Annotated in this window: 17 protein-coding genes; 7 read left to right on the top strand and 10 right to left on the bottom strand. The window is 43.9% G+C overall.

Features of this window, described 5'->3' with window-relative positions:
• Positions 1–51: 51 nt before the first annotated feature.
• From R7P64_RS10400 to yceD, 4 genes are read right to left on the bottom strand one after another with little or no spacing between them, the layout of a single operon-like run.
• Positions 52–1,002, bottom strand: a complete 951-nt coding sequence (locus tag R7P64_RS10400; RefSeq protein WP_213876355.1) for a beta-ketoacyl-ACP synthase III — start codon at positions 1,000–1,002, stop codon at positions 52–54.
• A 5-nt stretch (positions 1,003–1,007) separates the two neighbouring features.
• A complete protein-coding gene (plsX, locus tag R7P64_RS10395; RefSeq protein ID WP_017633846.1) occupies positions 1,008–2,033 on the bottom strand; it encodes a phosphate acyltransferase PlsX in 1,026 nt (341 codons plus the stop codon).
• Positions 2,034–2,043: 10 nt separating this feature from the next.
• Entirely contained in the window at positions 2,044–2,214 is a 171-nt protein-coding gene (rpmF, locus tag R7P64_RS10390) for a 50S ribosomal protein L32 (RefSeq protein WP_005396978.1), read from the bottom strand.
• Between the two features lie 59 nt (positions 2,215–2,273).
• Positions 2,274–2,798, bottom strand: a complete 525-nt coding sequence (gene yceD / locus R7P64_RS10385; protein ID WP_258656864.1) for a 23S rRNA accumulation protein YceD — start codon at positions 2,796–2,798, stop codon at positions 2,274–2,276.
• Between the two features lie 149 nt (positions 2,799–2,947).
• Between yceD and R7P64_RS10380 the strand changes: the two genes are divergently transcribed.
• Entirely contained in the window at positions 2,948–3,529 is a 582-nt protein-coding gene (locus R7P64_RS10380; RefSeq protein WP_054729223.1) for a Maf family protein, read from the top strand.
• Positions 3,530–3,587: 58 nt separating this feature from the next.
• Here R7P64_RS10380 and rluC read toward each other — a convergent pair whose 3' ends face one another.
• Positions 3,588–4,532 carry a 23S rRNA pseudouridine(955/2504/2580) synthase RluC gene (gene rluC, locus R7P64_RS10375; protein ID WP_021033985.1) on the bottom strand — a complete coding sequence of 315 codons (945 nt, stop codon included), beginning with the start codon at positions 4,530–4,532 and terminating at the stop codon, positions 3,588–3,590.
• A 639-nt stretch (positions 4,533–5,171) separates the two neighbouring features.
• Between rluC and rne the strand changes: the two genes are divergently transcribed.
• A complete protein-coding gene (gene rne, locus R7P64_RS10370; protein WP_318123463.1) occupies positions 5,172–8,261 on the top strand; it encodes a ribonuclease E in 3,090 nt (1,029 codons plus the stop codon).
• 332 nt (positions 8,262–8,593) lie between these two features.
• Positions 8,594–10,153, top strand: a complete 1,560-nt coding sequence (locus R7P64_RS10365) for a SulP family inorganic anion transporter (RefSeq protein WP_005380840.1) — start codon at positions 8,594–8,596, stop codon at positions 10,151–10,153.
• Between the two features lie 60 nt (positions 10,154–10,213).
• On the opposite strand, the gene R7P64_RS10360 is transcribed toward R7P64_RS10365, so the two are convergent.
• Positions 10,214–10,663, bottom strand: a complete 450-nt coding sequence (locus tag R7P64_RS10360) for a low molecular weight protein-tyrosine-phosphatase (protein ID WP_025767219.1) — start codon at positions 10,661–10,663, stop codon at positions 10,214–10,216.
• A gap of 117 nt (positions 10,664–10,780) precedes the next feature.
• Here R7P64_RS10360 and cobO point away from each other — a divergent pair, with 117 nt between their 5' ends.
• On the top strand, positions 10,781–11,386 hold the full coding sequence (gene cobO / locus R7P64_RS10355; RefSeq protein ID WP_005380837.1) for a cob(I)yrinic acid a,c-diamide adenosyltransferase: 606 nt from the start codon (positions 10,781–10,783) through the stop codon (positions 11,384–11,386).
• 62 nt (positions 11,387–11,448) lie between these two features.
• On the opposite strand, the gene R7P64_RS10350 is transcribed toward cobO, so the two are convergent.
• The 3 genes from R7P64_RS10350 to apbC form a co-directional block, all read right to left on the bottom strand.
• Positions 11,449–13,536, bottom strand: coding sequence for an AsmA family protein (locus R7P64_RS10350; protein ID WP_025767218.1), 2,088 nt, complete (start codon positions 13,534–13,536; stop codon positions 11,449–11,451).
• Between the two features lie 188 nt (positions 13,537–13,724).
• Positions 13,725–14,366 (bottom strand): uridine kinase, encoded by a 642-nt coding sequence (udk, locus tag R7P64_RS10345; protein ID WP_005380833.1) that lies wholly within the window; start codon positions 14,364–14,366, stop codon positions 13,725–13,727.
• Between the two features lie 180 nt (positions 14,367–14,546).
• Positions 14,547–15,623 (bottom strand): iron-sulfur cluster carrier protein ApbC, encoded by a 1,077-nt coding sequence (gene apbC / locus R7P64_RS10340; RefSeq protein ID WP_005387292.1) that lies wholly within the window; start codon positions 15,621–15,623, stop codon positions 14,547–14,549.
• 162 nt (positions 15,624–15,785) lie between these two features.
• Here apbC and metG point away from each other — a divergent pair, with 162 nt between their 5' ends.
• A complete protein-coding gene (metG, locus tag R7P64_RS10335; protein ID WP_053306621.1) occupies positions 15,786–17,861 on the top strand; it encodes a methionine--tRNA ligase in 2,076 nt (691 codons plus the stop codon).
• Positions 17,862–18,071: 210 nt separating this feature from the next.
• Positions 18,072–18,881: a hypothetical protein gene (locus R7P64_RS10330; protein WP_262602151.1), complete on the top strand. Its 810-nt coding sequence runs from the start codon at positions 18,072–18,074 to the stop codon at positions 18,879–18,881.
• 110 nt (positions 18,882–18,991) lie between these two features.
• On the opposite strand, the gene fadR is transcribed toward R7P64_RS10330, so the two are convergent.
• A complete protein-coding gene (fadR, locus tag R7P64_RS10325) occupies positions 18,992–19,831 on the bottom strand; it encodes a fatty acid metabolism transcriptional regulator FadR (RefSeq protein WP_005380824.1) in 840 nt (279 codons plus the stop codon).
• 639 nt (positions 19,832–20,470) lie between these two features.
• On the opposite strand from fadR, the gene nhaB reads away from it, so the two are divergent.
• A complete protein-coding gene (nhaB, locus tag R7P64_RS10320) occupies positions 20,471–22,057 on the top strand; it encodes a Na(+)/H(+) antiporter NhaB (RefSeq protein WP_005380822.1) in 1,587 nt (528 codons plus the stop codon).
• Positions 22,058–22,104: the final 47 nt, after the last annotated feature.

Below are 22,104 nucleotides of genomic sequence, written 5' to 3'. Positions count from 1 at the left end.
AAGAAATAAGATGCACGTGAGTGCACCTTAAATTTTGAATTCTCGCGAAACTTAGAATTTCACCAGAGCAGAGCCCCATGTGAAACCGCCACCGAATGCTTCAAGTAGCAACGTTTGTCCACGCTTAATACGGCCATCACGAACCGCTTCATCAAGCGCTGTCGGAACTGTTGCTGCCGACGTGTTACCGTGTCTGTCTAATGTGACAACAACTTGGTCTAGTGACATTGACAGTTTTTTCGCCGTCGCTGAAATAATACGGTAGTTCGCTTGGTGCGGCACTAGCCAGTCTAGCTCAGACTTGTGCATATCGTTTGCTTCAAGCGTATCTTTAACGAGTTTAGACAGTTGAGTTACCGCAACTTTGAATACTTCGTTACCAGCCATATGAAGCCATTTATCAACATCTTTACCACGCTCTGGTACAGGTAGACTTAATAAATCACCAAATTGGCCATCCGCGTAGATATGCGTAGAGATAATGCCAGGCTCTTGGCTAGCGCCTACGACAACGGCTCCGGCACCATCACCAAATAGGATAATGGTTGAACGGTCTGTCGGATCACACGTTTTAGACAAAGCATCTGAACCAATCACAAGTACGTTTTTGCACATACCAGATTTGATATGTTGGTCTGCAACAGATAATGCGTACACAAAACCAGAACAAGCAGCGGCTAAGTCAAAAGCTGGACAACCTTTAATGCCAAGCTTTGCCTGCACCTGACACGCAGATGAAGGGAAAGTATGGCTACTGCTCGTTGTGGCTACGATAATCAGGTCGATATCGTTTTTATCAATACCCGCCATATCGATAGCGTTTTCAGCTGCGTAGAATGCCATGTCTGCTACAGTTTCGTTTTCTGCAGCAATTCGACGCTCTTTAATACCCGTGCGAGCAACGATCCACTCATCACTTGTATCTACCATTTTCTCTAGATCTGCGTTTGTACGCACCTGAGATGGCAGGTAGCTGCCAGTACCTAAAATTTTGCTATACATGAAGACTAATAATGCCTCTCGAGTAAAACCGCTTCCAAACGATCGCTAATACGGCTTGGTACTTGTCGTTTGACCTCGTGTACTGCCTCGCCAAGTGCATTGACAATCGCAGATACATCCGCACTTCCATGGCTTTTTATGACAATGCCGCGCAATCCTAGCAAACTTGCGCCGTTATACTGGTCGGGGTTCAGTGTTTTTAGTTCATTAAACAGCCTAGAAAACAACTTTCTAGCTATCCAACCCTTTATCGTTGATGCCATTATGCTGGTTTTAATTTTTTCGATAAAAAGTTGAGCTGTTCCCTCACTGGCTTTCAAGCATACGTTGCCGACAAATCCATCACAAACAATGACGTCAGCAACATCATGCAAAATTTGATTACCTTCAATATAACCGACAAAGTTAATCGCATCGGTCTGAGAAAGCATTTCTGCGCAACGTTTGACTAAATCGTTACCTTTAATCTCTTCTGCGCCAATATTGAGCACAGCAACGCGAGGAGGACGACCCAAGTGTTCTTCAGCTAATGCACTGCCCATTACAGCAAATTGGAACAAGCTATCAGCATCGCACGATACATTCGCCCCCAGATCTAGCATCCAAGTGCGCTTTCCGGTAATCGTCGGTAAAGCGGAAACTAAAGCAGGACGTTCAATGCCAGGAAGTAACTTAAGAATGAAACGCGATAGTGCCATTAATGCACCGGTGTTGCCACCACTAACACAAGCATCCGCTTTCTGCTCAGAAACCAAATCGATAGCCATACGCATAGAGCTATTTTGGCTATTACGTAACGCCAATGAAGGTTTTTCTGAGTTCGAGATAACTTTCTCGCTGTGAAGAATAGTCAAGCGGGAACTGGTCGAGGTACCGAGTTGAGATAATTGAGACGTGATCAGAGATTGATCACCAATAAGAATCACTTTTAGCTCTGGGAAATGAGACAGTGCCTGCACGGCGGCAGGCACTGTTACGCGTGGACCGAAATCCCCGCCCATTGCATCAAGTGCAACGGTAATACTTTGCAAAGGTTCAACCTTACTTGTTGATAACCTTTTGACCACGGTAGTAACCTTCAGCAGTTACGTTGTGGCGTAGGTGAGTTTCACCAGAAGTCGCGTCTACAGATAGAGCAGCTGTAGTTAGCGCATCGTGTGAACGACGCATACCGCGCTTAGAACGAGTTTTACGGTTTTTCTGTACGGCCATTGACCCTACTCCTATACTATTGGGTTAAAAACCTGAAGAAGAATCGGCTACCACACCTATTACTTTTTCAGACTTTTCAAAACGTCGAATGGATTCGGTTTTTCTTCCTCAATTTCTTCAGGAATCTCACCAAAAACCATGTTATTTGAATCAACGCTACAATCCGCTTCATCGTGCATCGCAATTTGAGGTAATGCTAAGATGAACTCGTCTTCAACAAGTTGTATGAGGTCTAATTCACCATATTCATTTAGATCTACCAAATCATAAACTTCTGGTGCTTCCTGTTCTGTTTTCTCACCGTAGTAAGGAGTAGAAAGGAATTCAACTTCGCACTCATGTGCGAATACCTCATTACAACGCTGACACTCTAAATCGACTTCGATGTTAGCTTTACCAGAGATAACAACGAGTCGCTGTTCATCCATCCCAAATGACAATGAGACTTCTGCGTCGCGTTTTACGCCTTCAGTTGTTTCCACTAAGCGCTTGAAAAGACTAGCTTGGATGATGCCATCGTAATCCAATCGTTTCTGTGCAGCTTTAGCTGGGTCAACCGTTCGCGGTATTTTTACCTTTTGCATAGGGCGCGAATATTATCTTCCAAATCAAAATTAGTCAAAGAAAAAGGCAAAAAAGTTGTACTTTTTTACGCTTAACATACAGAGCATTAGCCAGAATCATTTTTGATCGATTATCCTATTGGAAATGCTCCCACGAATTGTAATTCAAAATGAAAAATTACCAACTGGTTTTAGCCTCAACTTCCCCTTTTCGTAAACAACTGCTTGAAAAGCTCTCACTACCATTCGTTTGTTTACCACCTGATTGCGATGAAACACCTTTTGACCAAGAAACGCCAACTGAACTTGTACAGAGACTGGCCCAAGAGAAAGCAATATCTTGCCAGACGGATAAAGCAAGTTTAGTTATCGGCAGTGACCAAGTTTGTGTCATTAATGGTGAAATCGTTGGCAAGCCTTTAAATAGAGATAACGCGATAAATCAACTTTTGGCTCAAAGTGGAAAAGTCATCACTTTCTATACTGGTCTTGCGGTACATAACACCGTCACAAACCATACAGAAGTCGGCTTTGATTCTTTCGAGGTGCACTTTAGAGATTTAACACTTGAACAAATCGAACGCTACGTCGACAGGGAAGAACCTTTTTACTGCGCAGGCAGCTTTAAAAGCGAAGGCATGGGAATTTGCTTGTTTACGAAATTAGTCGGTAAAGACCCGAACACACTTGTCGGACTACCATTGATTGATTTGATTGATATGTTGCATGTTCAAGGACTCGATGTCCTTTAACCCAAATACGATAAAAGGGAGCCACAGGCTCCCTTTTGCATCCGCGAGGAAAACATGGTTACGCGTTTCTTAAACCCGCCAACACTTTTTCTAGTTTCGGTTCCATCGGTGCGTTGATTTCCATCCACTCATCATTTGATGGGTGTTGGAACTTGATGTTTGCCGCGTGTAGGAACAAACGATCTAAACCAACTTGACCTGTGTAAGCATCAAAGCGACGATCACCGTAGCGATCATCCCAAGCGATTGGGTGACCAGTGTATTGCGTATGAACTCGTATTTGGTGAGTTCGACCAGTAATCGGACTCGCCTGAATCAATGTAGCTTGTTCGAACTTTTCCAAAATCTTAAAACGCGTTTCTGACGGCTTACCATTAGGGTTAACACGAACAATACTGTTCACTTCGTTTTTGAGCAGTGGCGCGTTCACAACCTTACAACTGCTTTTCCATTGCCCCATGACAAGAGCTAAGTAAAACTTCTTTACTGTCTTTTCACGAAACTGGGCTTGCAAGTGACGAAGTGCAGAACGCTTCTTAGCAACCAGCAAAATCCCTGAAGTATCACGGTCAATACGATGCACAAGTTCAAGAAAGCGAGCTTGAGGACGCAGAGCCCTAAGCGCTTCAATCGCACCAAACTTTAAACCACTGCCACCATGCACAGCGGTGCCAGATGGTTTGTTTAGAATCAACATATGATCATCTTCGAAGATAATCATATTTTCCAACTCAGCGACTTTGTTAAGTTTCGTACTTGGTGCGACATCGTCATCTTTTTTCTCGACGGTCACCGGTGGAATACGAACGAGATCGCCTGCTTTTAACTTGTACTCTGCTTTTATACGCTTTTTATTTACGCGCACTTCGCCCTTACGCACAATTCGGTAAATCATGCTTTTAGGAATGTCTTTTAATTGGTTGCGCAAAAAATTATCAATGCGCTGACCCGCCATATCTTCGTCAATGTCGACGAACTGGACTTTTGTTCTTATTTCGTTCATGGGCGGTATTGTAAACTCAATTTCGTGCGACTTCACATTATTCTTGTCGTAAAAGAAACACTCGGTGGCACATACTGGTCTAAATTTCGCCAAGCTTTTGTTTAAATTATTAAAACTCTCAATCAAGTTCTCAATTTGTTTTCTGTCCTGAACAGTTTGCACATCTCAATTGCTTATGAAACAACCTGTTATAAATTAGAAATTTTGAGTTTAGCGGCAAATTTTCTATCGTTTGCGTGAAAGCAGATTGCTGATAGCCACGCGCACTGCTATAGTTCACAGCTGCTAAGGAAGGTTTGGTTACATTTTATTCATTACCAATCATTTATCCTCAAGCAATGTGAGTAGATCGTTGAAGGTCGAGTGCAGCATTGGCGTGAGACACATCGAATTCAACACTCTTGCCACCCTACTCCTCGCATATTCACGTTGAGTACCTACCGCCCAAATAGCGGGTCACAAGTCTACGTTTCCAACAGAAACCACAAGAGGCTTGTGATGACTGAAGTGCCCGAGAGCATCCCCTTCCAGCCGGGAGGCTGCAAAATACAAGCCATGGGATCAGGCACCGTGAAAGAGCGAAAAAACAGTGGCAAGTCGACAAGAAAGATATAAAAGAAAAGACAACGAGAATTTTCAATGAAAAGAATGTTAATTAACGCAACTCAAAAAGAAGAGTTGCGTGTCGCTCTGGTTGATGGCCAGCGACTTTTCGATCTTGATATCGAGAGTCCAGGTCATGAATCTAAAAAAGCGAATATCTACAAAGGACGTATCACACGTATCGAACCAAGCTTAGAAGCCGCATTTGTTGATTACGGCGCCGAGCGTCACGGTTTCCTCCCTCTCAAAGAAATTGCCCGCGAATATTTCCCTGAAGGTTACACCTACCAAGGTCGTCCAAGCATCAAAGAAGTGCTAACGGAAGGCCAAGAAGTTATCGTTCAAGTGGAAAAAGAAGAACGTGGAAGCAAGGGCGCAGCTCTTACTACTTTCATTTCTCTTGCTGGTAGTTACCTTGTTCTGATGCCTAACAACCCTCGTGCTGGCGGTATTTCTCGTCGAATCGAAGGTGACGAGCGTACTCAACTAAAAGCCGCATTAAGTACTTTGGAACTGCCTCAGGGCATGGGCCTAATCGTACGTACTGCTGGCGTTGGCAAGAGTGCTGAAGAGCTTGAGTGGGATTTGAATGTACTACTTAACCACTGGGGTGCAATCAAAGGTGCAGCGGACTCTAACCCTGCTCCATTCTTAATCCACCAAGAAAGTAACGTTATCGTTCGTGCAATCCGTGACTATTTGCGTCGTGATATTGGCGAAATCTTAATTGATAGCAACACCATCTACGAACGTGCAAAAGAGCACATTCAATTGGTGCGCCCTGATTTCCTTAACCGCGTTAAGAAATATGAAGGCGAAGTTCCACTATTCAGCCACTACCAAATCGAAAGCCAAATTGAATCGGCTTTCCAACGTGAAGTGCGTCTGCCATCTGGTGGTTCTATTGTTATTGACCCGACTGAAGCACTAACGTCTATCGATATCAACTCTGCTCGTGCAACCAAGGGCGGCGATATTGAAGAAACAGCTCTAAACACGAACCTAGAAGCAGCCGACGAAATTGCTCGCCAATTACGTCTACGTGACTTGGGTGGCTTAGTGGTTATCGACTTTATCGATATGACCCCAGTTCGTCACCAACGAGAAGTAGAAAACCGTCTACGTGAAGCCGTTCGTCTTGATCGCGCTCGTGTACAAATCGGTCGTATTTCTCGCTTTGGTTTGTTGGAGATGTCACGCCAGCGCTTGAGCCCTTCTCTTGCAGAAGCAAGCCATCACATCTGTCCTCGCTGTAGCGGAACTGGTGTCGTTCGCGACAACGAATCTCTAGCACTTTCTGTACTTCGTTTAATTGAAGAGGAAGCGCTAAAAGACAACACAGCACAAGTACTTGCAGTCGTACCTGTGCCAATCGCCTCTTACTTATTGAACGAAAAACGTCGTTCAGTAAACCATATCGAACGCATTCAAGAAGTGAAAATTACGGTTGTTCCTAACTCTGATATGGAAACACCGCACTTTGAAGTTATCCGTGTTCGTGAAGGCGAAGAGTTCGATCTGATTTCTTACTTACTTCCTAAGAAACTGGAAGCAATGAAAGAAGCAGAAGGTAAAGAGCCAGCGGAAGTTGACGTAAAACCAAAACGAATTGAAGAGCCAGTTCTTAAAGGCTTTGCTGCTCCGTCTCAAACCGCACCTGCACCAGCAGCTAAACCAGCTCCTGAGGCGAAGAAGAAAGAACAAAACGTTGAACAAGAAGAGAAACCTGGATTGTTCAGCCGTCTGTTTAAAGCACTTGGTAGCTTCCTATTCGGTGGTTCTGAAGAAACAAAAGAAGAACAGAAACCTCAGGAAGAGAAAAAACCAAATCGCGATAATCGACGTAACAAACGTGATCGCAACGATCGTCGTCGCAATAACAACCAGCGTGATAATCGTGATAACCGCGACAATCGCGATAACCGACGTCGTCGTAAGCCTCGTGATGAGCAGGCTAATGAGCAAAACGAAGCTCAACAACAAACAAATAAACCGCAAAACCGTAACCAAAAGCGTAAACCTAAAGCTCAACAGGCTGATAAAGCCCAAGAGCAGAAAGCAAACGCAAAAGTAGCGGAAAAAGGTCTGCAGCTAGCAGCGGAAGCTCGTACTGAAACAAAACCAGAAGAGAGCAAACCGAAGCAGCAAAATGCGAAAGCAGAAAAAGTGAAAGAGCGCCGCCAACGTCGCAAATTGAACAAGTCTGTACGCGTTAAGGACCAAGAAGCTATTGAGAAGAAAGCCGAAGAAACAGCGGTTAAGACTCAAGAAACGGTTGAAGCTAAAGTTGAAAAGCCAACAGAAGCAGCGGTAGAGGCACAGCAAGACAACAAGCAAGCAGAGTCTAAGCAACGTCGTAATCGTCGTTCACCACGTCACCTGCGTGCAAGCGGCCAGCGTCGTCGCCGTGGCCGTGATCGCCGCCCTAACCCATTCCGCCTACGTAAGGGAGGTGTCGCTTCTCCTGAAATGGCTATGGGTAAAGTAATGCCACGTTACATTCCGAAACCAGCACCTAAGAAGGAAGAGCGAGTTAAGGAAGAAGCTGTAGCAGCAGTACCTGCAATCCAAGGTGGCTTTGCTTGTCCAGAAATGGCAATGGGTAAAGTGATTATTCGTCGCGAGCAGCCTGTCGTAACAGATGCGCCAGTTGTTGAACACAAGGTTCAAGAAACCGTTGAAGCGAAAGTGGAAGCTCCAGTAGTAGAAGCACCCGTTGTGGAAGCACCTGCTGTGGAAACAGTAATCACAGAAAAAGCTGAATCAGCAGTAATAGAAACAGCCTCGGTAGAGCCTATCGTTGAAACTCCTGTAACTGAACATGCTGAACCGGTTGATGCCATTGTAGAAACGGCACCTACTGAAGAGCCTATCGTTGAAGCAGAAAAAGAGATTCCGGCCGAAGCGCCAGTAGATAAACCAGAGCCTAAAGTCGAAGCCATTAAAGTTGCGGCTAAGCTAAACGCTAGCGCACCGATGACGAAAGCACCTGGCCCTCAAGAGCTACGCGAAATCACGGTTGCAGCAGCACCGTTCAAAACCGAACGTTACCAAGCTAAAGGTGCTGGTAGCCAAGTGGCTAAAAACCGTGCATCGGCAGAGATGACAAAGCCTAACTTTAACTAGGCTAAATCATTACGTTCAACTGCTTAACGGCATAAATAAATTAAAGGCTACCATCTGGTAGCCTTTTTTATCTTCATATTTGCCCAAAAAATTGTTCATATAAATACCAATTCGTGATCACATTTGTACGCCATTATTCGTATCATTCTTGAACTTAATCACACTTTTCGGTAGCATGCGCCGACTCAAGTTTTCGACACCATTCTGATGCTGCTCTTTTAATACTACGGTTTACACTGCAATGTTTGATTAAAATTCAACCTTCCAGTGGCTTGTGCAAATACGAATATGTGTCGGGTTTAACTCATTGCAAAGAGAACTTAAAAACAAACATGTTCGAATTTCCCCAATTTTCTAAGCACTCCGTAAAAAATGATGTGCTATCAGGCTTAACCGTTGCGCTAGCATTGGTTCCTGAAGCTGTCGCATTTGCGTTCGTCGCAGGCGTAGATCCGATGGTCGGTCTTTACGCTGCATTCATCGTTGGTCTTATTACTTCCATTTTCGGTGGTCGTCCTGGCATGATCTCTGGTGCAACAGGTGCCATGGCAGTCGTAATGGTTTCGCTTGTCGCGACTCACGGTGTCCAGTACCTATTCGCAGCCATCATGCTCGCTGGTATTCTTCAAATTGCCGCTGGTATGTTTAAATTGGGTAAGTTCATCCGTATCGTACCTCACCCTGTGATGATCGGTTTTGTGAACGGTCTGGCTATTGTTATCTTCCTAGCTCAGTTGGGTCAGTTTAAAGCGCCAGACATCAACGGCATGCTTACTTGGCTACCACAAGACCAGATGCTGCTAATGCTTGGTTTGGTTGCGCTGACTATGGCAATCATTCACTTTCTACCAAAAATCACAACAGCTGTACCCTCTTCACTTGTTGCGATCGTAACGGTGACGGCTTTAGTGGTTGGCTTGGATCTGGAAACTCGCACTGTTGTTGACTTCCTGCGTACAATGTCTGGTGATGAAGCTGCAACACTCGCAGGTTCACTACCAACCTTCTCTATTCCTGCGGTACCATTTACACTAGAGACACTACAAATCATTCTTCCATACGCGATCATTCTCGCGGCCATTGGTCTAATTGAATCTCTACTAACACTGACAGTTTTAGATGAGATGACGAATACTCGTGGTCAATCTAACCGCGAATGTATCGGTCAAGGTATGGCAAACATGACGTGTTCTGTGTTTGGCGCAATGGGTGGTTGTGCGATGATTGGTCAGTCGATGATCAACGTAAACTCAGGTGGTCGCGGCCGTCTATCTGGTATCGTTGCGGCTATCGCTCTATTGATGTTTATCTTATTCGCTTCTTCGCTAATTGAAATGATCCCACTCGCTGCTCTGGTTGGTGTGATGTTCATGGTTGTCATTGGTACATTCGAATGGGCAACATTTAAGCTAGCACGCCGCGTACCGAAGCAAGACTTCTTCGTTATTGTTCTTGTGACCGTTGTTACTGTTCTTACTGACCTTGCTGTTGCCGTAGCGGTTGGTGTTATCGTTTCTGCATTAATGTTTGCATGGCAACACGCTAAGCACATCTATGCCGACACGTGCTTAAACGAGGAAGGTTCAAAAGAGTACAAGATTCACGGCCCTATTTTCTTTGGCTCTGCGGCTAACTTCCTGGAGTTGTTTAACGCGCCTGAAGATCCAAAAGATGTGATTGTCGATTTTGCAGACTCTCGCGTGACAGATCACTCTGCAATTGAAGCCATTGAAACACTGGCTGAGCGTTACAATGCTCAAGGTAAAACGCTGCACCTTCGTCACCTAAGCCCAGATTGTCGTAAACTTTTGGACAAAGCTGGCAGCTTGGTTGAAATTAACGTGAAGGAAGACCCAAGCTACAAAGTCGCAACCGACATACTAGCGGGTTAACACGAATAAAAAGGGATGAGCTGAGCTCATCCCTTTTTCTATTGTCTTCAAGCACGGCGATTATAGCTTCTTCAAAATTGCGTCTGATGCCTCTTCGATTAAATCAAGCACCAGTTCAAAGCCATCTTCCCCACCATAATATGGGTCCGGGACTTCGTCGTAACCTGACTCAGAATGACTTAAAAATAACGATACTTTGTGTCGATACTTCAACGGACAAATATCCAATAAATCGGCCAAATTTGCTTTATCTGCGGCTAATATAAGGTCAAACTTTTCAAAGTCATCAATGGTGACTTGGCGCGCTTGCATTCCTTTAAAAGAATAACCTCGCTGCTTTCCTGCTGCCATCGCTCTTGAATCCGGTCGGTTTCCTGCGTGGTAGCCAATTGTACCTGCCGAATCAACCTCTACTTCAACGCCTAGCTTTTGAGCTTTCGCTCTTAACACTGCCTCTCCAGTTGGTGACCGACAAATGTTTCCCATACAAACAACAAGTATTTTCTTCATTTTATTCCCTGAATTATCGGTGGTTTTTCTTCACGATATGTTGGTCTATCATAGCGAGATAAATCAATGAACCCAAATTAACTTGGGCACAGCACGAAAAGGAATTGAGGAAGTATTATGTCTATCGAAGAAAATAAAGAAGCACGCCATAAAGCTCGCCAACAAAAAGTCAAAGAACAGGTAGACGCAAAAATCGCTGCTGCTCAAGAGGAAAAAGGTCTGCTACTGATCATTACCGGAAATGGTAAAGGTAAATCGACATCAGGATTCGGTACGATCGCACGCGCAGTGGGTCATGGTTTGAATTGTGCTGTCGCGCAGTTTATTAAAGGTACTTGGGACAACGGTGAGCGCAACCTACTTGAGAAACTCGGCGTTGAATTCCAAGTAATGGCAACCGGCTTTACGTGGGAAACTCAAAACAAAGCCGCTGATACCGAAGCAGCGCAAGGCGTATGGCAAGAATGTAAGCGCATGCTGCAAGACGACTCTATCGATGTCATCTTGTTTGACGAGCTAACTTATATGGTGAGCTACGGCTACATCGACTTAGACGAAGTGGTCGAAGCGCTGAGCAACCGACCTAAAATGCAGTCGGTTATTATTACTGGGCGTGGCGCACATCGAACCCTGATTGAAATGGCCGATACCGTTTCTGAAGTGAAAAATGTAAAGCACGCATTTGAATCTGGCGTAAAAGCCCTCAAAGGCGTCGATTGGTAACACTCGCAGAGTAATTTAAAAAGGGTTGGCAAAATGCCAACCCTTTTGATTTTCACGCACGGTTAGTTGAAAAGATTCTTCAATAAACCATCGACCGCATCTTTGGTTTTCTCGTCTTTGATTTTGTCCGTTAGCTTCTCTACGCCACGATCGATTTCTTTCTGAGCTTTCTGCTTCAGAACATCATCGAATACGAGCTTGAATTTAGGTTCTGCCCACTTACCAGACACATTGATTGGAATCGTGATGTCTTTCAGCTCATCTATATCTTTACCGCCCTGGCCTTCTAGGCTGCCTACAACTGACGTGCTGATAGTAAAGTCGACTGTTTCATTAATGTAGTTTGCGGTACCTTTACCACGAACACGTAACAATGGAGACTGAGCTTGCATATTATCCGTTGATACAACACCTTTGTTGAGTTTCAATGTCGCCGTCATCGCACTGAAGTCTGTTTTCTTAGCTTCATTGGTGCCTTCAACTTTTTGCCCTTTAAATTTCGCATAGTTTTCACGAATCAACTGAGCAACGTTGATGCCATTCACCGCACCGTCAGCAAAATTGATAACAACCGTACCAGATAGATTCTTCTTGATACCGGTAGGCGTGAGACTCTTACCTGTAACATTCACATCAATGTTACCTGTCCCTTCAAGTTTGTCGTTTTCAGCAACGTCTATAAGTAGCGGTTGAACTTTCACGCCTTTGATTGACTTTTTAACACTGTAAGTCGCTGGTGATTGGCGTGCATCTAACTTCGCTGTCGCTGAGATTGAGCCTTGGTACAACTTCGAACTAAAAGATGTAAGCTCAAACACGCCACGATTTACAGTGAAGCTCGTTTTTACCGCTTCCATCTTCGCATTTGCCGCTTTGAATTTGTCGATGGTAATGTCACCCTTTACATCTAACGTTTTCAACGCAGACAAATCAGGCTCAACCTCAGGTCCGGCAGGAGCACTCTCGCCACCAGAAGCAGGCTTATTACCTTCGGCAGCTTGCTTATCTAACCCTAAAAACTCATCAAGATCGATATTGGGGCTATGGAGAGCAAAGCGTACTTTAGGAATATCACCGAGTGTCACATCTGCCTTACCATCTAGGGCGATAGCATTCGCTGTTAACTTCTCTAGAACAAAACTCAGATGGTTTTTCGTTAGGTCGAAAGACAGATCAGACACCATGTCGACTTTCATCGGGGACTGAGGTAAAGCATCACCCTCAAAAGTCGATTTAAGAGTTAACTTATCCAACTGTACTTTGCTGATAGCCTTGTCCACGCTAAGTTGACCAGCACCCTGCATATCTAACTTCATACCACCAGCGACACCCTTAATGGCATAAGTCAGGTTATTTACTTTATCGAATTCAAACGTGTCTAAACCGATCGTTGCCGATTCAATTTTATTGGCAGGGTCAGAGTATGTCGCATCAAAGTTGATGTTCTTTAGCGCGTAGTTTGCCAAACCTTTTTCTAGCTTAAAGTCTGCCTGACCTTTCGCGGTGAACTTTTGGTCGTTCATTTCGCCCTTCACGCCAAAATCAGCCGTTGTCCAGTTGTCAAAAGCGAATTCGGAAAGGTTTAATGAAATATCATAAAGTTTGGTGTAACTACCGGCTTGCTTATCCTGCATTTCTAATGAACCGTTAGAAACCGTAACGCCAGCAAGATTAATACTCCAATCAGAACCAGAAGTTTGCGTTTCACCATTTTGCGTAGGCGCAGCATTGCTCTCTTGTTCTGCTTGTTGTGTTTGGGCTTTCGTCAATGCATCAATATTCTTGCTGCCATCTTTCTTGGTTTCAATGTAGAACTCAGCACCATCAAGCGTGACGTTTCCAATTTCAAGCTGTTGACTAAAAAGTGGCATAACAGAGATGTCTACACCAACGGTATCAACTTTGAATAAATTGGGTTTACTAAAGCCTTGTGGGTTTCGCAATTCTGTATGTCCCAACTCAAAGCCAATTGATGGGAAAAATTGCCAACTGATATCCCCTTCAATCACCAACTCTAATCCCGTTTGCTTTTGCGCTTGCTCAACAATAAGGGGTTTAAACTGATTCGGATTGACGAAGATGGTTAACGCTAAAATTGCGACCAAAATGACCACAATCGGTATTGCTAGAATTAAGAGCAGTTTCTTCATTTGTTTTTCCTTGCTCGAGTGTTTTTACAATTATAAGCGCAGACTCCATTTGCCGCTGACAGTTCCACAAAAGCGTGAAAAGTGTCTGGTTTTAACCTGCAACTGACTAATTTAAAAACAAAAAAAGAAGTGGCACTTAAGGTGCCACTTCTTCTCCTAAAAATAAAGCGATATAGCCGTCTATAGGCTTAAGCTTTCAAAAGTCTTGCAATGTGAGCTTTTAATACATCAATTGCGATACGGTTTTTACCACCGCGAGGAACAATAATGTCCGCATATTGCTTAGAAGGTTCGATAAACTGCATGAACATCGGACGTACTGTTTGTTGGTATTGCTTAAGAACAGACTCCATAGTTCGGCCTCGTTCTTCCACATCACGCTTAACACGGCGAAGCAAGCAAATATCTAACGGTGTGTCCATAAATACTGTCGCATGCATCAAATCACGAAGACGAGGGTCTGTAAGAAGAAGGATACCTTCTAGAATGATCACCTTTTTAGGTGTCATTGTGGTGGTGTTAATTGTTCTTGTGTGCTCAGTGTAGCTGTACTCAGGCACTTCTACTGCTTCACCACGTACCAATTTTTCTAGGTGCTCACACAGTAGGTCGTGGTCCAACGCACTCGGGTGATCATAGTTCGTCTTTACTCGCTCTTCCATGCTTAGGTGGCTTTGGTCGTTGTAGTAGCAATCTTCCGTGATGACACCGATTTGATGATCGCCTACTTTCGCGCGAAGCTCATTATAAATAGTGCTCGCGATCAGACTTTTTCCAGAAGCAGAAGCGCCAGCAATACCTACGATGACGCATTGATTATTATCAGACATTAGTTTGCACCCGATGATGATTTCTAGTCACATAAAAAGATAAACTGCCTGATTATAGGGAGTTCACCCCATAGTTACTAGTTGGAATTAGGGTTTAGTCATAAGTTTCTGCCTGCTCAGAGGATTAACCTCCGAGCAAACGTTAAAATGTGCAATTATCAACCAACAGGCATAGTAAACTTAGTTCACCATTGTAAAGCTAATCGCATCTGGTTTTGCTTTGCCTTGCCAAAACATCGTGCTACATACGCGATCGGCAAGTTGCTTATAATACCCTGCATGCTCACTTTCTGGGCGTCTTGCTACCGTTGGCACGCCAGCGTCAATATCTTCTCTCATAGAGATATGAAGCGGAATTTGTCCTAACAATGCTAAGCCAAATTCTTGCGACATTTTTTCAGCTCCGCCCATACCAAAAATATGCTCTTTCGCGCCACATTGACTACAAATGTGATAACTCATGTTTTCCACAACACCAATAACCGGGACATGGACTTTGTTAAACATTGCCGCTCCCTTCCTTGCATCGGCAAGGGCTAAATCTTGCGGTGTTGTGACTAGCACGCTACCTGTTACCGGAATTTGTTGTGACAGAGTCAATTGAATATCCCCTGTACCTGGCGGCATATCAATCACCAAATAATCCAAATCTGGCCAATCTGTTTCAGTTAATAACTGCGACAATGCTTTTGAAGCCATTGGACCGCGCCATATCGCCGCTTCTGATTTATCCACCAAATAACCGATAGAATGAGTATAGATGCCGTGAGCAAAAATGGGTTCCATCCACTTGCCATCACGAACTTCTGGTTTAGCATCTTCTTGCCCCAACATCATAGGTACAGACGGACCATAGATATCTGCATCCAACAATCCCACTTTCGCCCCAGATTGAGCAATCGCCAACGCTAAGTTAACTGCGGTAGTAGATTTACCAACGCCACCTTTCGCAGAACTGACGGCAATGATGTTCTTAACACCCTTAACCGAGTTAGCCACTTGAGTTTCTAAAGCTTTAACTCCAAGGCGAATATTAAATGGGAATTCAGCCACTTTACCCGAGGCTTGCTGCTGTTTGATCCAGTCATGCAGTACGGTTTGAAGCTCATTACTTGCGAATGGCAACGTTATATCAATAGAACCCTGTGTCGTAATCGAAATTGCGCCATGAATATCTGCCCAGTTTTCCACCAAATGTAGATGTTGGAATTGGTTAAACCAGTGACAAAAATCTTGTTTTGAAGTGAACTGATGCATAAGCCCTCCTTTTAGATGTCATGCTACCACCGTCCAGGCTCAACCAGAACCCCAAAAAAACTAAGGCATTCCGCAGTTTGACACCTTGGAGTTAGTCAGTTCATGGGGTAGTATTATCCATCAAAATTTATTTATACCTATCAAGAAAAGCGAATATTAAGTATGGCAAACGATCCAAAAAACTTTCCGTCAAGGAAAATGCTGGTAACTTGTGCCCTTCCGTACGCTAACGGTTCGATCCACCTTGGTCATATGCTTGAGCATATCCAAGCGGACATTTGGGTTCGTTACCAACGCCTACGCGGCAACACTGTAAACTTCATCTGTGCTGACGATGCTCACGGCACGCCAATCATGCTTAAAGCGCAACAGATGGGTATTACTCCTGAAGAAATGATTGCCGCAGTTAGCGAAGAGCACCAAAAAGACTTCGCTGGATTTGATATCAGCTTTGATAACTACCACAGCACACACTCAGATGAGAACCGTGAGCTAGCGTCACACATTTATCTTGAGTTGAAGAAAAATGGCTTTATCTCTAGCCGCACTATCTCTCAGCTGTTCGATCCAGAAAAAGAGATGTTCTTACCGGACCGTTTCGTAAAAGGTACCTGTCCAAAATGTAAGTCTGAAGACCAGTACGGTGACAACTGTGACAACTGTGGTGAGACTTACAGCCCAACAGAACTGATCAATCCTAAATCTGCGGTTTCTGGTGCGACGCCAGTAATGAAAGATTCAGAGCACTTCTTCTTCGACCTGCCTCAGTTTGAAAGCATGCTAAAAGAGTGGACTCGCTCTGGCTCGCTACAAGCTGAAACAGCGAACAAAATGCAAGAATGGTTCGAATCTGGTTTGCAGCAATGGGATATCTCACGTGACGCACCATACTTTGGCTTCGAGATCCCTGGTGAGAAAAACAAATTCTTCTACGTGTGGCTAGACGCGCCTATCGGCTACATGGGCTCTTTCAAAAATCTATGTGACAAGCGCGACGACCTAGATTTCGACGAGTATTGGAAAAAAGACAGCTCAGCAGAGCTGTACCACTTCATCGGTAAAGACATCGTTTACTTCCACAGCCTATTTTGGCCAGCAATGCTAGAAGGTTCTGGCTTCCGCAAGCCTAACAACGTATTCGTACACGGTTACGTAACCGTAAACGGCGCGAAAATGTCGAAGTCTAAAGGTACGTTCGTAAAAGCAAGCACTTACCTAGAGCACCTAGACCCTGAGTGTCTACGTTACTACTACGCTGCGAAGCTAAACAGCCGTATCGATGATCTAGATCTTAACCTTGAAGACTTCACTCAGCGCGTAAACGCTGACGTTGTTAACAAGATCGTTAACCTGGCATCTCGTAACGCAGGTTTCATCGCGAAACGTTTTGAAGGCAAACTGTCTGACAACTTTGCAGAGCCTGAACTTTACAACGAATTTGTTGCTGCTGCTGACCGTATCGCTGAGCTTTACGAAACGCGTGAGTTTGGTCGTGCAATCCGTGAAATCACGGCATTGGCAGACAAAGCTAACCAATACGTTGATGAAAAAGCACCGTGGGTTGTAGCAAAAGAAGAAGGCAAAGATCAGGAACTACAAGACATCTGTTCTGTCGGTATCAACCTGTTCCGCGTACTGATGACTTACCTGAAACCAGTAATGCCATCGCTAGCTGCGCGTACTGAAGCGTTCCTAAACCAAGAGCTAACTTGGGAAAACATCGCTGCTCCACTAACAGGCCACGAGATCACTAAGTTCAAAGCACTGTTCAACCGTATCGATCCGAAGAATGTTGAAGCGATGATCGAAGCGTCTAAAGAAGATGCGGCGGTAGAAATGGCGGCGAAAGAGAAAGCTGAAGCGGAAAAGAACAAGGCTAGCCAAACCGAGCTAGACAAAGAACCAATCGCTGAAGAGATTGAGTTCGATGCTTTTGCTGCAGTAGATATGCGTATCGCTCGTATCATCTCTTGTGAAGAAGTACCAAAAGCCAACAAACTGCTTAAGTTCCAATTGGACATCGGTGGTGAAACTCGTCAGGTATTCTCTGGCATCAAGTCAGCTTACAAACCTGAAGAGCTAGAAGGCAAGCTAACGGTAATGGTAGCAAACCTAAAACCTCGTAAGATGAAGTTTGGTATGTCTGAAGGTATGATCCTAGCGGCAGGCCCTGGTGGTAGTGACCTGTGGATCCTTGAGCCACACGAAGGCGCTCAACCTGGCATGCGCGTAATGTAAGTTGTAGCTTTACAATCAAATTTAAAAAGTCCTCGCCAGTTCAGCGGGGACTTTTTTTGACTGAATTCACACTTTTGGGGAATTTGTGCACCAAACTTGTACAGCACCTCTCCCATCACAATCCTAAATTACTGTTTTAATAGAATTTAATTAGTGGCATCAAAACTGCAATCTTCCTTGTTAGGTCCAAACACTAACAAGGAGTTGGTTATGTTTGTTTTGATTTCCACACTATTGTCCATCGCTATTTTAGCTGGAATATATCACTTATCTTCTAAACGAGAGCAGCAACATGCGCGCAAATATCAGCTGTTAACATTGTTGCGAGATGTTGTTCACCTTCTGAGACACCACCGAGCTGCTACTCACTACTCGCTTCAATTCCAACAAAACGATCAACAAAAATTGGACGCTCTTCATGATGCTCTGACTAACAAGCTGCATCTTTTAGTCGAAACCTCACGGTTTGAAAACAAACCCATGTATCGCGTATTACAGATTAAAGTAGGGAAACTACTTGAACAATGGGATGCCCATAGTGTTGCAAGAAACCAGATGGAGCATGGTAAGTTGATTCGTCATTGCTTGTTTTTGATGGATGAAGTAACCATCGCATGGCTAGCGGTTGAGCAAAGAGATGACTTGCATAATGAGTATCACATGAACTGGCAAAACATTATGGATAGCTTGGAGACCCTGACTCAGTTACGAATCAGCATTCAAGATTTAGGAGAGCAAGGCGGAAATGAGCGTTTCAAAAATTATGCATCGGTCATGATGCGTAAGCTAAACCAACTAGCGGTTATCGCTCCACTTAGCATTACCTCTCCTGCTTCCACGCGCTCAATACAGACGCTAAATGAATACGTGACAGGGAGTCATGTCGACTTAACAGAAGCAGAGCTTTATGGCGTCACATCGGACTTGTCATTGACCATCTTCAATACTTACGACCATGTCCTTTCAGATGTCGTAGAGTCATTATATCTACCGTTACCCAGACTCTCACTAGCAGGATAAACGTTCCATACCTTATTATTGGTGCTTGGTTCGTCGCCGACTTATAAATAAAAACAAAAAAACCGCAGGCCTAAGGCACTGCGGTTTTCGTTTATTCAACTTGTCAGCGCTTAGCTGTCGTCTTCCGTGAAGTTCGTTGGTAATTGCTTTTTCATTTCGTTCCAGATCAACGCACTTTCCATACCATAATGACGAATCACTACTGGTAGTTGCTCACGCTGGCCACTTTCACAAGTTTCGAGCAATTGATGGTAAAACTTCAGAGCTAGCTCACGAGAAGCTGGATTTGAGAAGTAGTAGCTACCGACACGATCGTAGAGCTTCTTCAAACCATTAAAGATCAAACCGTAAATTTGATTTCCTGAATGGAATGCTAGGCGCTGGAAAAGCATATAATCGTAAAAGTTGAACGTTTTAGCAATCAAGATTTCTTGACGCTTCGCTTCATCTTTCTCGTTATCTTCTTTCACATTCTGCAGAACTTTTTCAGCATACGGCGAAGAAGCGATGAATTCGTCCCAGGAAGCCGCATTCATTAAAGCTTCACAAGATTCGATTACGTTCTTAATTGTACGCTCAGAGCTCTCTTTGTTCGCTTTAAATGCATAGCGCATAAAGATAGGACTGATGTTAGTACGTGCCGCAAGCAGATCTTCTACAATGTTTGTCGCATTATCAACGTCTAGCGTCATTAAAGTATCCAAAATATGCAGACCAGAGGTCTCCATAAATTGGTTAACTTTCGTAGGTTTGCCGTGCTGGATAGTCAGCCATCCATCACGGGCTAGTCGTTGAAGAACCTCTCTTAAAGTCGTTCGAGTAACACCAATCAGTTCGGACAGCTCGCGCTCAGCAGGTAAAATTGAGCCTGGAGGAAAACGGCCGTTCCAAATGCTCTCGATAATATATTTTTCTGCGAATCCCGCAGGGCTTTTCGCCTTTATGACCATTCTACTTTTTATCCAATATTGATTTCTGAGGGTCGATACTACTCATCATACCACTACTTAGCGGTTTGAGAAAATTTACGATCAATAGTGGAAACGACTCCATAATATAGAGTTAATACTCTATATGTTGTGTCAATTTAAGAGGCTCTAACATGCGAGCGAAAGCAGTAAAATATGAATTTTCATTTAATTAAACAGCTCACAAATCTCGGAGAAATAAAGACAACCGTGTCACATTTTTATATTCAAAATATGAAAAATTACTTTGTATATCACAGTTAATATTCTTTCTTAATTTGCCTTTTCTCGTCACTGACCGTCATTTAAAATCCAAGAGGATTTTTTTAAGACTTTCATGGTATAGTAACGCCGTTTTGATCGCGTTATTACATTTAAAAAGTCATTTTAGTCGGTAGCATCACGTTTTGTTATTGACTAATAAATGCCTGAGTGTAGAGTTTGCGGTCGAAAGTGAGCGGTGCTTGAGTTCAGGGGAAGTAACTTGGCAAGACTACAATAAACAAAGGATTGTTGTTTTACTAAGTTATTGTTTTTAAAGACTAGTTAATAAGTCTAACAAACAGATACTTAAGCACTATTGTAGTGTCTATTCATAATTTTGTTATAAAGAGAATTATCATGCCGATATCGCTCGGAAACGCTTTTATCAAGAACTTCCTTGGTAAAGCGCCTGATTGGTACAAAGTTGCCATTATAGCCTTCTTAATAATTAACCCGATTGTATTCTTCCTAATAAACCCATTTGTAGCTGGATGGTTGTTGGTCGCTGAATTTATTTTCACGCTAGCAATGGCATTAAAATGCTACCCATTACAACCTGGCGGTTTACTTGCTATTGAAGCCATTGCTATCGGCATGACTAGCCCTGCGCAAGTTAAGCACGAATTAGTAGCAAATATCGAAGTACTGCTACTTCTGGTATTTATGGTTGCGGGCATCTACTTCATGAAGCAGCTATTGCTGTTCATTTTTACCAAAATTTTACTTGGCATTCGCTCTAAAACCCTACTATCACTCGCGTTCTGCTTTGCTGCGGCATTTTTGTCTGCATTTTTGGATGCCTTGACGGTTATCGCCGTTGTTATCAGCGTGGCGATCGGCTTTTACTCTATCTATCACAAAGTGGCGTCTGGTAACCCTATCGGTGACCATGACCATACACAAGATGACACGATCACTGAACTAACGCGTGATGACTTAGAAAACTATCGTGCGTTTTTGCGCTCTTTGTTGATGCATGCTGGTGTAGGTACTGCCTTAGGTGGCGTAACCACGATGGTTGGTGAACCTCAAAACTTAATTATTGCAGACCAAGCGGGTTGGTTATTTGGTGAATTCCTAATCCGTATGTCTCCAGTGACACTACCTGTATTTTTCTGTGGTCTCATCACTTGTGCTTTAGTTGAAAAGCTTAAAGTGTTTGGCTACGGCGCGAAGCTTCCTAATAACGTTCGTCAGATCCTCGTCGATTTTGACCGTGAAGAGCGTAAAACGCGAACAAATCAAGATGTCGCAAAACTCTGGGTTCAAGGTCTTATTGCGGTTTGGTTGATCGTTGCACTCGCTTTGCACTTAGCGGCTGTCGGCTTAATTGGCCTTTCTGTGATCATATTAGCGACCGCATTTACTGGTGTCATTGAAGAGCACTCCATGGGGAAAGCGTTTGAAGAGGCCCTGCCCTTCACTGCACTGCTTGCAGTATTTTTCTCGATCGTTGCCGTAATCATTGACCAAGAGCTGTTTAAACCAGTCATCGATGCGGTGCTTGCCGTTGAAGATAAAGGTACTCAGCTAGCTCTGTTCTATGTGGCGAATGGCTTATTATCTATGGTGTCGGATAACGTGTTCGTTGGTACGGTTTACATCAATGAAGTAAAAACTGCACTCATTGAGGGTCTCATTACTCGTGATCAGTTCGACTTACTGGCGGTGGCAATCAATACTGGTACTAACCTGCCTTCTGTTGCAACGCCAAACGGTCAAGCGGCATTCCTATTCTTACTCACATCGGCTCTCGCTCCATTAATTCGTCTGTCTTACGGTCGAATGGTTATCATGGCGCTGCCTTACACCGTCGTTCTTGCGATTGTCGGTCTGATGGGAATCATGTTCTTCCTAGAGCCTGCAACAGCTTCTTTCTACGAAGCTGGTTGGATTTTACCTCATAGTGGTGATCTGACTCCCGTAGTATCCGGTGGTCACTAAAATTTGAGTTGATTAGGAAACTTATCCACGATAAAAAGCTCTGAGTA

It is taken from the genome of Vibrio sp. 2304, from assembly GCF_033339475.1.
Classification (GTDB): domain Bacteria; phylum Pseudomonadota; class Gammaproteobacteria; order Enterobacterales; family Vibrionaceae; genus Vibrio; species Vibrio alginolyticus.
This window is presented reverse-complemented; position numbering and strand designations above follow the sequence as displayed.